8 protein-coding genes and 1 pseudogene are annotated in these 12,218 nt (G+C 75.8%); 1 reads left to right on the plus strand and 8 read right to left on the minus strand.

The genetic code is table 11. The features are described 5' to 3' along the window. Positions 1 to 458, minus strand: a pseudogene (locus tag AA75_RS35835) (hypothetical protein); the annotation flags it as partial. Between the two features lie 213 nt (positions 459 to 671). Here AA75_RS35835 and AA75_RS35840 point away from each other — a divergent pair. Next, a complete protein-coding gene (locus AA75_RS35840; RefSeq protein ID WP_051814030.1) occupies positions 672 to 3,779 on the plus strand; it encodes a class I adenylate-forming enzyme family protein in 3,108 nt (1,035 codons plus the stop codon). Positions 3,780 to 3,822: 43 nt separating this feature from the next. Here AA75_RS35840 and AA75_RS35845 read toward each other — a convergent pair whose 3' ends face one another. The 7 genes from AA75_RS35845 to AA75_RS35875 form a co-directional block, all read right to left on the minus strand. Further along, entirely contained in the window at positions 3,823 to 4,476 is a 654-nt protein-coding gene (locus tag AA75_RS35845) for a hypothetical protein (protein WP_033824576.1), read from the minus strand. A gap of 8 nt (positions 4,477 to 4,484) precedes the next feature. Then, complete coding sequence (locus AA75_RS35850) at positions 4,485 to 5,276, minus strand: hypothetical protein (RefSeq protein WP_149038577.1); 792 nt, start codon at positions 5,274 to 5,276, stop codon at positions 4,485 to 4,487. After that, the gene (locus AA75_RS35855; protein WP_033824578.1) at positions 5,273 to 6,427 is read right to left on the minus strand and encodes a hypothetical protein; all 1,155 of its coding nucleotides are present in this window, start codon (positions 6,425 to 6,427) and stop codon (positions 5,273 to 5,275) included. The genes AA75_RS35850 and AA75_RS35855 overlap by 4 nt, the downstream gene beginning before the upstream one ends. Beyond that, entirely contained in the window at positions 6,424 to 8,691 is a 2,268-nt protein-coding gene (locus AA75_RS35860) for a hypothetical protein (RefSeq protein ID WP_033824579.1), read from the minus strand. The genes AA75_RS35855 and AA75_RS35860 overlap by 4 nt, the downstream gene beginning before the upstream one ends. Before the next feature lie 165 nt (positions 8,692 to 8,856). Then, a complete protein-coding gene (locus AA75_RS35865; RefSeq protein WP_033824580.1) occupies positions 8,857 to 9,420 on the minus strand; it encodes a hypothetical protein in 564 nt (187 codons plus the stop codon). Positions 9,421 to 9,479: 59 nt separating this feature from the next. Further along, the gene (locus tag AA75_RS35870) at positions 9,480 to 9,647 is read right to left on the minus strand and encodes an MbtH family NRPS accessory protein (RefSeq protein WP_033824581.1); all 168 of its coding nucleotides are present in this window, start codon (positions 9,645 to 9,647) and stop codon (positions 9,480 to 9,482) included. Between the two features lie 28 nt (positions 9,648 to 9,675). After that, the coding region (locus AA75_RS35875; RefSeq protein WP_051814031.1) for a non-ribosomal peptide synthetase at positions 9,676 to 12,218 on the minus strand (2,543 nt) is incomplete at its 5' end.

The following is a 12,218-nucleotide window of genomic DNA, read 5'->3' on the forward strand; positions in this document are numbered from 1 at the left end:
GGAGCGGGGGCCGCCGGGGCCGGAGCGGGGGCCGCCGGGGGCGTCGCGGAGGGTGGCGGGGTGGCGGAGGGTGTCGGGGTGGTCATGTCCGGGACGATGCCACCGGGCCGCGCGGGTGCGCAATCGGATTGCGGCCCGGGCGGGCCGTCCAGCAGCGACCACAGGCGCGCCTCGTCCTGCTCGCTCAGTCCGAAGGCCGCCGCGAACAGGCGCAGCGTCCCGGCCGACAGCAGGCGTCCGCCGAGGGCGCGGGAGACCCGGTCGCGCAGGGTGCGGGGCAGCATCTCGCTCTCCTCCCCCTCGCCGTTGGCCCACAGCCACTGGGCCAGCACCCGGGTGACGGCGGCCTGGTTGACCGGCGCGGGGGTGGCCCGGGCGACCTGGCGCACCCAGCGCGTGCGGTACGGGCCGGGGCGGGCGAGCAGGTCGGCGAGGTGGAGTCCGGCGGCGGTGGGCACGGTGACGCTCCTCCCTGAGGTCGGCGGGCACGGGTCGGCGGGCACGGGTCGGCGGGCCGGCGGGTGCCGCACGGGAGTGCGACACAGGCGCGACACAGGGCCGGTACGCTCGCGAGGCCCGTCCATTGGTCCAGACCATAGCGGAGCCGCCGGCCCCGGCGCCACGAACCGTCAGTACGCTGACCACGCAACGGAGTTGGGGCGGCACGGCAGATGTCCGCCCAGCCGCACCTGGAGCCCGCCATCACCCCCACCGCGCACCCCGCCGCGTCCGCCCCGACCGTCCCCGAACTGCTGGACGCCCGGGCCGCCGAGCACCCGGACCGGGTCGCCCTGCAGGTCCTCGGCGGCGGCGCCGTCACCTACCGGGAGTGGCGCGAGGACGCCCTGCGGGCCGCCGCCGCACTGGCCGCGGCGGGGGTCGTCCCCGGGAGCCGGGTCGCGCTGCGCTTCGGCAACCACGAGTGGGAGCGGTACGCCGTCGCCTTCCTCGCCGTCCAGTACGCGGGCGGCGTCCCAGTGCCCGTCCGGGAGGACCTGGGCGAGCCCGACGCGGCCCGGCTGGCCCGGCTCGCGGACGCGGGCCACACCCTGCGCAGCCCCGCCGCGCCCGCCCTGCCCGGTGTGGCCGACCTGGTGCTGGACGCCCTGCTGGCCCGGCACCCGCGGGTGCCGGACGGCCCGCCGCACCGGGTCCGGCCCGAGGACCCGGCGCAGGTGATCGGCACCTCCGGGACCACCGGCGAACCCAAGGGCGTCCTCGCCGCGCACGGCAACCTCACCGCCGGGCTGTCCCTGCGCCCGCGCCCGCGGCCGTACGCGCACTCCCGGCACGCACTGCACGCCTTCCCGATCGGCACCAACGCCGGACAGGTGATGCTGCTCGGCGCCCTCACCGGCGCCCCGGCCGTGCTCAGCCTGCCGCGCTTCGACGCCGAGGAGTTCGGCGCGGCGGTGGAGAAGTTCCGGGTCGGCACGGTGTTCCTGGTCCCCTCGATGGCGGTGGAACTGCTCAACTCCGGTGCCGCGCGGCGGCACGACCTGTCCAGCGTGGTGCTGGTCAGCTCCTCGGCCGCCGCCCTGCCCACGCCGGTCGCCGCCGCGCTGGCCGCGGCCCTGCCGGGCGCGCTGCTGGTCAACACGTACACCTCCGCCGAGGCCGCACCCGCCCAGCTCTCGGCCGTCTTCGACGCCGCCCGGCCCGGCTCGGTGGGCCGCCCGGCCGACCCCGGCGACCTACGGGTGCTGGACGCCGCCGGGGAGCCGGTGCCGGCCGGCGAGGTGGGCGAGGTGTGGCTGCGCCAGCCCGGCCCGCCGCGCAGCTACCTGGGCGCCCCGGCGGGCGGGCCGGCCGTGTTCCGCGACGGCTGGGTGCGGATGGGCGACCTCGGACGCCTGGACGCCGACGGCCACCTGTACCTGGTCGACCGGGAGAGCGACGTCATCAAGTCCGGTGCGCTGAAGGTCTCCACGCTGCGGATCGAGGAGGTGCTGCACGAACACCCGCAGGTCGCCGACGCGGCGGCGCTCGGCCTGCCGCACCCGGTGATGGGCGCCGTCCCGGTGGCGGTCGTGGTGCCCGGGCCGGACGGCCTCGACCTGGACGCCCTGCGGGTGTTCCTCGGCTCCCGGCTGGGCCGCCCCGAGCTGCCGGTGCGGATCGTCACCACCGACCGGCTGCCCAGGAACCCCACCGGGAAGGTGGTCAAGCACCGGCTGCGGCCGCTGTTCGACCGGGAGCCGGCCGGGCCGGCCACTGCCCCGGCCTCGCCGGCCGAGCTCCGGCTGGCCGCGATCTGGCGGCGGCTGCTGGGCCGCCCGGTCACCGATGTGGCGGCCGAGTTCTTCGCGCTCGGCGGCGACTCGTTCCGGGCGGTGCACCTGGCCGCGGCGATCACCGAGGAGTTCGGGGTGGCGGCCGGTACCGCGCTGGTCTTCGAACGGCCCTCGCTGCGCGCCCAGGCCGCCTGGCTCGACGCACCGGGACGGCCGGCGGCCCCGGCCGGCGGCGACGCGCCCGCGGCGGGCACCGTCACGCCGTACCTGGCCGCGCTGCGGGCCCAGCCGCACGCCGTCGCGCTCAGCTCGCAGCAGGAGAACTTCTTCCGCTGGATGGCCGAGGCACCGGGCCGGGACGCGGGCGCCGTGTGCGCGCTGTTCCACGTCACCGACCGGCTGGAGCCGGAGGTGCTCGGCCGGGCGCTCACCGAGGCGGTCCGGCGGCACCCGGCGCTGCGCACCCGCTTCGAACCCGTCGACGGGCTGCCCGGCGTCGTCCGGGCGGTCCTCGACGAGCGGCCGAACGCCCGGATCACCCTGCTGGAGGCGCCCGGTGCGAGCGACGCCGAGACCGACGCCCTGCTGATCGCCGAACGCGACCGGCTGACCGACCTGGCGCGCGACCCGATGGCCCGGCTGCTGGTGGTCAGCCGCGGCCCCGAGGACCATGTGGTGCTGCTGGCCGTGCACCACATGGTCGGTGACGGGTGGTCGGTCGGCGTACTGCTGTCCGACCTCGGGGTGCTGTACTCCGCGCTGCGGCGCGGGCGCAGCGCACCTCCGGTGCGCTCCGGCCCGGACTACCGGGAGCTGGTCGAGTGGTCGAACGCGCACTGGCCCGCGTCCCGGGAGCACTTCGCCGCGGCGCTGGCCGGCGCCCCGGCGGCGGTCGAGCCGTTCACCGGCCGCCGGACGGTGGACCAGGTCCTCACCCGGGGGCACGAGTTCACCCTCGGCGCCGAGCGGTCGGCCGCGCTGCGGACCCGGGCGGCCGAGCTGGGCGGCACCCCGTTCCTCGCCGTCACCGCGGCCTGGGCCGGGCTGCTCGCGGCCCGCAGCGGCCGGGACGACCTGGTGGTGATGACCCCGGTGCCGGGCCGGCCCCGGCCGGAGGCCGAACGGGTGGTCGGCTGCTTCGTGCAGTCGCTGCTGCTGCGGGTGGACACCTCGGGCCGCCCCGGCTTCGCCGAACTGCTGGACCGGCTGCGGGCCACCGCGACCGCCGCACTCGACCACCAGCTGTACCCGTTCGCCGAGTTCAGCCCGGCGGCGCCGTTCGCCGCCTGGCTGCGGTACGAGGCCTGGGCGGCGCCCGCCCAGCTGCCCGGCCTGAAGTGCGGCCCGTGGGAGCTGCCGCGCGGCAGCACCGTGCCGTGGCCGCTGCCCGGCGGCGACCTCGGCGTCCCCGAGCTGACGGTGGTCGAGCAGCCGGACGGCAGCCTGCGGTGCTGGCTCCAGTACAACTCGCTGGCCTTCGACGAGCCGGTGATCACCGCGCTGGCGGCCGACTTCGTGGCGGCGCTGGAGGCCGCCTGCGGCTGAGCCCGCGGCGCCCGGCCCGCCGCCCGGTGACGGGCCGGGCGGGTCAGTGCGTGTCACCCCGGAGCGCGGCGGCGATCCGCTCCGCCGCAACCGGCCACGCGTGCAGCCGCAGCGCCTCGGCCAGGGCCTCCCCGGTTTCACGCACCCGCGGACCGGGCAGCAGGCCCGCGGCGAGCAGGCGGCGCGACCCCTCGTCGCTACGGGCGACCGCCTCGGCGGTGTCCCCGACGATCAGCAGCAGCCTGGCCAGCAGCCACAGCGCCTCGGCGTGGACGAGGGCGTCGCCCGGCCGGTCCGACCGTCCGAGCCGGTCGCACAGGTCCTCGGCCGGGCGCAGCTGCGCGGCCGTGGTGTCGAGGAGCCGGTTGAGGTGTTCGTTCAGCGAGGGTGCCCCGGTGATGTGCCGTTCCGCGGCCGACACCACGGCGGCCACCCACTTCGGCTGGGCCGGCCGGTCGAGCGGGACCCGGAGTTCTCCGCCGGAGGAATTGCGCAGGACCAGCTCCCGCCAGCGTCCCGAGGCGAGGACGACCCCGGCGACCAGCCGCTGCCGGCTGTACCGGTGCGCGGTTCCCGTGACGGTCGGCAGCGCGATCCGGGTGGCCGTCAGCGCGTAGTGCTGCGGCCCGGACGGCAGGTCGACGCTCAGGTGGAAGTCACCGGAGTGGGCCCGCAGCGGCGCCCGCAGCGCCTCCATCCGGACGGTCAGGTCATCAGCCAGACCAGTACCGCCAAGGCCAGCAGCACCGCCCCCACCAGCGCCGCCAGCACCCCCGGTGCCAGGGTGTCCCGGACCGGGCCCGGGCCCTCGGCTTTTCCCAGGCGCTCAACTCCCCCCAGCCGGCCCTCGTGCAGCAGGACGGCCACGTCCTCCCGCAGTTCGGCGGCCGCCCGCCGGGCGCCGTCGGCGCTGTCCAGCAGGTGGGTGGTGAACGCGTACCCGCTCGCCCCGCCGTCGACCAGCTGCCGGGTGCGGGCCCGGAACGCCCGCACCGCGGTGTCGTCACCGGCCGCGCCCGCCCACGAGCCGTTGAGGTCCCCGTCCTCGGGCGCCGGCTCGCCGCTCCCCGCCACGCCCTCGCGCAATGCGTCCAGGATCCGCTGCGCGACGTCCTGCGACGCCCCGGACAGCAGGGAGTCGACCAGCTCGGCGTCGAAGGCGGCGTCGACGGCCCGGCCCAGCCCGGTCCTGGCATCCTCCTCCAGTCCGCACCGGACCAGCCACCGGGCGAGCCCGGGGTCGTCCTGGACGTCGTCCACCACCACCGTGTGGCGGATCGCCGTACCGACCACGTCGGTCCGGCCCGACGGGATGCCGCTGAGCATGACGGCCGTGCGGCCGGCCGTGCGGCGGACCACGAGTTCGGCGTCCTCGGCGAGCTGCCAGGGTGCGACGGCCTCCCACCACGGCTGCGGCGGGGCGTCACCGAGGAAGGCGTAGTCCAGGCGCCGCGGGGTGCCGCGGGTCATCAGGTAGGCGCGGGCTCGGCCGCTCACCATTCCTCCACTCGTTGGTCCGCGGGTTCCTTCGCGATGCGTTCCAGGACGGCCTTCAGCTGCTGCTGGCGCTGTGCGGTGGCGACGATGGTCTGCCGGCTGTCCAGCCGGGTGTTGCGGTTGGCGAGCGCCTCGCCGGAGACGTAGTAGTCCACGGCGCCCCAGAAGCCCTTGGGTTCGACCTTGCGTTCCAGGGCCTGCTGGTAGACCGCGACCGCCGCCGCGGCGCGTCGTCGCTCCTCCACGTCCTGTCCGGCCACCACGCACCGGCACAGCTCCTGCATCACGGTCCCGGCGGCCTTGGGCCGGACCACCGGCGGGATCTCCCGGAACCGGTAGTGTCCGCGGAAGTCCAGCGCGGGGTCGCCGTAGACGTCCACGGTCTGGATCCACTCGCCCTCGATCAGGTCCACGCAGCCGTAGGTGTCGATCGGCGCGTAGACCACGCGGATGGCGCGGTTCTTCGCCTCGGCGTTGACCACGGCGACGGTCTCCCGGTACTTCTCCCGCACCAGCTCGCGCAGCCGGGCCGACTCCCGGCCCTGGCCGCCGTTGTCGTCGAAGTACTTCTCGCACTTCAGCGGGGCCAGGACCAGGACGGCCGGCTCCTCGCGGTGTTCGGGCTGGTTGCGTGCCTGGGCCCACTTGCGGGCCATCGCCTGTACGTCCTCGAAGCCCAGCAGGTCGACCGCGGCCCGTCGCTGGGCGGGGGTGACCGCCTCCATCAGGACCGCCGCCTCCACCGGGACCAGCAGCATCAGGCTCTCGGTGATGTGCGCCTCGCAGGCGGCCCAGCTCTCCTTGGCCGCCGTGCTCTGCGGGCGGGTGTCGGGGTCGAGCCAGCCGCCCGGGTAGTCGAGGATGCTGAACGGGATCTGCACGGAGCTGTCCCCGACCGCCTGCAGGCTCACGTCGTACAGCGCCATCGACTGCGTGCCGCCGAGCGAGCTCGCCTCGAACTCCCGTCCCTCGACGGCCCGTCGGAGGTTCCGGCGGTTGCGGCGGACCCGCAGTTCGGTCTCCTCCCCCATGGCCAGGCTGATGCCGCTGCCCGCCAGCATGGTCTCCGTCTCGGCGAGGATGGCGGTGATCAGGGTCGTCTTGCCGACCCTCGACGGCCCCACCATCGACGCCTTGAACGACAGCGTCAACGTGTCCTCCTCTCGGTCTCAGGGCGCTGCGCCCGCGCGTCGCCGGTCATCCGGCGCAGTTCGGCGACCAGGTGCCGGAGCCGGTGCACCCGGGCCGACACGGCCTGCGGGCCGGTCCGGTCACCGGGCCAGAGCCGGTCCTGGAAACCGGCCACCAGCCGGCGGAACTCCGCCTCGGAGGACTCGGCCCGCACGAAGGCGTCCTCGAACTGCTCGCCGTAGGCGAAGAGCACCTGGGCGGTGGTCCCGGGCTCCTGGGCGAGCACCCCCTGCGCGTCGTACGCGGCCTGCCGGGCGAGCTGGGTGATCCGCTCCAGCAGCAGTCCGGCGCCCTCGTCCGTGCGGGGCACCGACAGCAGGGTCGCGGGTCCGCTGTCGTGCGCGGGATCGTCCGGTTCCGGGAGCAGGACCTCCAGCGCGCGGCGGACCCGGGGCAGCGCGCGGGTGCGGTAGTCCAGCCGGACGTCCAGGGCGAAACCCAGGGTCTCGGCGAGTTCCGGGCACGGCTCTGGGGCGTCCCGCAGGACGGCCGCCAGTTCCGACAGCACGTGCTGCGCGGGGCCGGCGGTGTCCTCGACGAGCAGGGTGAGCCGGGGCCCGAGGGCGGCCGCCAGGCCGGCCCAGTACTCGTCGCGGCGCCGGCTCAGCAGGCTGTCGACGGCGGAGAACCGGCGGGCCATCTCCACCCGGATGCGGTTGAGTTCGGCCGATGCGAACGGCAGCGACGCCCGGTCGACCCGGAACCGGTTGAGCGCCCGCTGCCGCCAGGCGTCCGCGCCCTGGCCGAAGCCGTCGAGCACCCAGGCACGCACCTCCTGGTGGACCTCGGTGATCCGCTCGTAGAACTCGGTGTCCTCGAAGTCGTCGGCCGCCCGGCCCTTGAGGGTGTCGACCCAGCCCTGTACCGAGGCCGCGACCTCGGCCCGCAGCTCCTCCGCCCGGGCGATCGACTGCTCGGTGGAGGTCGGCACGGCGGCGGCCCGCAGCCGCTGTGCCCAGGCGGCGGCCTGTTCGGCGATCCGCTCCCCGTGCTCCTCGCAGACCCGCACCGCGTCCTCGATGGCCGCCCGGTCCATCCGCGGCAGGGCGAGCGCCAGGTGTTCCAGCACGGGCCGCAGCACCTGGTCGCGGACGGCGTCGCGGTCGGCGCCGTCGGCGGCCACCACCCAGTAACCGCGGCCGCCGGACGCGTTGTTGAGCCGCTTGTCGAGGTCGTCCTGCAGCGCGGCGATGTTCTCGGGCAGGCAGCCGCCCGTGTTGACCAGGACCAGCGCGAAGTCCCGGACGTCGGCCGTCGTGCAGACGCTGCCGATGAGCTGCAGCGCGCGGGCGTCCTCCTGGGCCCACATGGAGTTGGTGTCGGTGGGCCGCTTCACCACGATCACGAAGTCGATGTCGTTGCGCAGCCCGTCGAGGTGGTGCTCCTCCGCGCGGGGCACCAGCTCCCCCAGGCCCGGCATGTCGACCAGCCCGAGCGCCGTCAGGTCCTCCAGCGGGAAGGCGCAGGTGATGGCGGCGTCCCGGACGGCGAGGTACGGGCGGGCCGCCTGCGCGGACGGCTCCGGGTAGGCCACCCACTGCCGGATGTCGGTGAGATCGACGGTCCTGGTCTCGCCGGTCAGGTACGGCCGGTAGCTCTCGACGGCCTCCTGCGCCTCCTGGAGCCGGGCGAGCACCGGTGCCAGCCGTGGCTTGTCCTGCGGGCCGAGCCCGTCGGCGACGTGCCCGTAGCCGTGCCGGGCGAACTCCTCCAGGCTCTGCGGGGCCCGGCCGAGCCCGAGTTCGGCGTGGTAGGGCGCGATCACCTCGGCCAGGAAGGAGGCCGCCGTGTGCATCCGCAGGCGGGCGCCCCGGTCGGTGGCGGAGTGGTAGATGCGGCTGCGGACCGCGGTGACCGGCTGGCCCCGGCCGCTGGGGATCTGCCGGTCGTCCAGTCCGGACAGCGCCTGCAGCACCGTGCTCTTGCCGTTGCGGGCCCGGCCGCTGACCCCGATGTTGACGGTGCCGCGGTTGACCCGGGCGCGGACGGTGGCCAGTACCGCGAGGCAGTCCTCGACGGCGGCGGCCATCTCCGCCGTGTCCGGCGCCCCGAGGACCGGCTGCGCCGGGTCGGGCTCGCCGGCGAGGTCCGGGGCCGCGGCCTCGCCCAGCGTGGCGACCAGCTGCCCGATCCGGGTCCAGCGGTCGATCTCCTCCTCGACCACGGGCCGGTACTCGCCCCGCCTCCGGAGCACCTCGTCGAGTTGTTCCCTGATGCTGCTCACAGCGAGATGTCCCCTGTGCTCATCCGAGTGGGTTGGTGGTCGCCGCGTCCCGCGGGCGTCCCGGGTCCCGGCGCGGCCACCACCCCGGACCCCCCGGTGCTCGGCCTCGCCGGATCCTCACGCTAGCAAAGCCGACCATGCTCCGATCGACACTTGGTAGATCTCTCAACTTCCGTTGCACACGGGAGATATGACGGGTATTCGACAACCGCAACACGACTCCGGCGGCGCCCGCGGGAGGTGCCGACAGGGACCCCGGTAGGCGGTCGGGAACCGGGCGGCGCGGTTCCACGACCGGCACAGCCCCTCCGCCAGTACCCGCTCCGCGTCGGCGTCGGCGTCCGCGGGCAGCGGAAGGTGCAGCGCCCGCAGCAGGTCGAAGCGGTGGAGGTCGAAAGCGGCCTGCACGGCGGCGCGGTAGACCGGCACCGAGTGCACCGCCACCGCGCTGCGGTACGCGAGGGCGCTCAGGGCGGCCGGGAGCAGGGTGAGCAGCACCCACCAGCCGGCCGGCACCAGCAGCGGCAGGCCCGCGCACGCCGCCACCAGCCCGACGCCCGCCAGGGTGACGGCCTGGTCGAGCGCGTCGCGGGCGTCATCGGCCAACAGCCGCGCCCGGTGGGCGTTGCCGAGCGCCGTCGGCCGTACGGCCGGGTCCTGCCGCGGGTACGCCAGGTCCAGTTGCCGGGCCGCCCGGTACGCCGACTGCAGGAGCGCCGCCCGCTCCAACGCCGCTCCTCCCGACTCGCGCAGTTCCCCGCGCCCCGCTGGGACCCCGGGGCCCGGGGTCAGGGGCGGGCGCTCAGGGGGCGGAGGTCGGTCCAGATGTCGGCGATCCGGGCCAGGCACTCCTCGCGGGTGCCGCGGGTGCCCTCGGGGTGCCAGCCGGCCGGGGGTTCGCGGTGGGCGGGCCAGACCGAGTACTGCTCCTCGTCGTTGATGACAACGGCGAACATGGTGCGCTCCTAGGGTAGTCAGGGGTGGTCAGGCGAGGCGGTCGGTGGCCTCGGCGTCGGTCAGGGCGTCGATCTCGGCGATCAGCCGGGCCTCGACCCGTTCGGCGAGGTCCGCGAGCACGGGATGTTCGAAGACCTCGCGGATGGTGAGTTCCAGCCCGGCGAGCGAGCGGATCCGGGCGGCGACCCGGGTGACCCGCAGGGAGTCACCGCCGAGCGCGAAGAAGTCGTCCAGGGCCCCGGCCTTGTCGATGCCGAGCACCTCCGCCCAGATCTCGGCGACCAGCAGTTCGGCGTCGGTGCGCGGCGCCAGGTACTCGGACCCGCTGCCCCCGGCGGCGCCGGTGCCGGGCCCGGGGTCGGGCAGGGCGGACAGGTCCGGCTTCCCGTTCACGGTGAGCGGGATCCGGTCGACCACGGTGATCCTCGCGGTCACCATGAAGGCCGGCAGCCGTTCGGCCAGGTGGGCCAGCAGGGCGGTTTCGGCGGGTGCTGCGCCGGGCGCGGGGACGGCGTAGCCGAGCAGCCGGCCGTCCCGGACGAGGACCAGGGCGTGGGCGACCGCGGGGTGGGCGGTGAGCGCGGCCTCGACCTCGCCGGGCTCGATCCGGTACCCGCGCAGTTTGACCTGGGTGTCGGTGCGCCCGAGGAACTCCAGTGCGCCGTCGGCCCGGCGGCGGACCCGGTCGCCGGTGCGGTACATCCGGGCGCCGGGCTCGGGTGCGTACGGGTCGGGCAGGAAGCGGTCGGCGGTCAGGTCGGGGCGGCCCGTGTAGCCGCGGGCCAGTCCGGCGCCGGCCAGGAAGAGTTCGCCCTCGCCGCCGTCGGGGACCAGCCCGTACTGCCGGTCGAGGACGTGGCAGCGCACCCCGGGCAGCGGGTGCCCGATCGGCGGCCGGGCGGCCGGGGCCGCCGCCGGGTCCGGGTCCGGTGCGGTCAGGTCGGCGCTGGTCGCGATGACGGTGGCCTCGGTCGGGCCGTAGGTGTTGACCAGCCGGATCCGGCCGCCGTGCCGGGCGTGCCAGCGGGCCAGTGGGCCCGCCTCCACCGCGGAGCCGCCGAGCACCACCAGGCGCAGCCGCTGCGGCCAGTCGAACTCCTCCTCCAGCAGGACGAGTTCGTGCCAGTACGCGGTCGGCAGGTCGAGGACGGTGATCTGCCGGCCGGCGTCGCTGCGCAGCAGGTCGGGCAGGGTGCGGCCGCCGCCGGGGAGCAGGACGCAGGTGGCGCCGGAGGCGAGGGCGGGCCAGATCTCCTCGGCGTGGGTGTCGAAGCCGATCGAGGCGAACTGGACGATCCGGTCGCCGGGTCCGAGCCCGTAGCCGCCGTCGGCGCTGCCCGCCATCCAGTCGATCCGGTCGGCGAGTGCGCCGTGGTCGACCACGACGCCCTTGGGCCGCCCGGTGGAGCCGGAGGTGAACAGGACGTACGCGGGCGCGTCGGCGGGGGCGCCGGGCGGCTGTCCGGCAGGTGCGGCGGAAGGATCCCCGGGACCCTCGCCGGGGTCCAGGCGCGGTATCCCGAGGTCGGGTGTGTCGGCGTCGGCCAGCAGCAGGCTCGCGCCGCCGTCCGCGACCAGGTGCCGCAGCCGTTCGGCCGGCTGGGCCGTGTCCAGCGGGAGGTAGGCGCCGCCGGCCTTCCAGACCGCCAGCAGTGCGGTCACCAGCTGGTACGAGGGGGTGAGGGCGACGGCGGCGACCCGGCCGGTCAGCGGGCCGATCCGGGCGGCCAGCAGGGTGGCGCGGCGGTCGAGTTCGGCGTAGCCGAGGGTGGAGTCGCCGAGGGCGAGCGCGGGGGCGTCCGGGCGCAGGGCGACCTGTTCGGCGAAGCGTTCGAGCAGGGTCCGGCGGACGGCGGGCAGGGCGGGGCCGGTGGCGCGGGCGAGCAGGGCGGTGCGTTCGTCGCGGTCGAGCAGCCAGTCGCCGTGGGCGGGGGTGAGCGGGTCGGTGGTGGCGTGGGTGAGCAGAGTGCGGTAGCGGCGGGCGAGGGCGTCGGCGGTGGCCCGGTCGAAGAGTTCCAGGTCGTAGGAGAAGGAGCAGGTCAGGCCGTCGGCGGTGCGCCAGCAGTCGAGCAGCAGGTCGGCCTTGGCCCGGGCGAAGCCGGAGTCCAGCGCCATCAGTTCGACGCCGGGCGGGAGTTGGGGTCGGGCGGTGTCGGCCTCGGTCTGGCTCTGCAGGATGAACAGGGTGCGGAACGGCAGTTCGCCGGGTCCGGCGCCCTGGTCGGCGGCCAGCCGTTCCAGCGGTACGTCCTGGTGGGCGAGGGCGTCCATGGTGGCGGCCCGGACCCGGCGCAGCACGGTCCGGAAGTCCGGTTCGCCGGTGAGGTCGGCGCGGATCACGGCGGTCCGGGTGAAGTAGCCGATCAGCGCTTCGAGGGCGCTCTCGCCGCGGCCGGCGAGCGGGGTGCCGACGGTGAAGTCGTCCTGTCCGCTCCAGCGGCCGAGCAGGATCTGGTAGGCGGCGAGCAGCACCATGTACGGGGTGCAGCGTTCGGTGCGGGCCAACCGGTCCACGGCGGCGGTCAGTTCGGGGCCGAGGTGGAGGTCGGTGAAGCCGGCCGGGTGGGTGG

It is taken from the genome of Kitasatospora sp. MBT63, assembly GCF_000710465.2.
In the GTDB taxonomy this organism is placed as follows: Bacteria; Actinomycetota; Actinomycetes; order Streptomycetales; family Streptomycetaceae; genus Kitasatospora.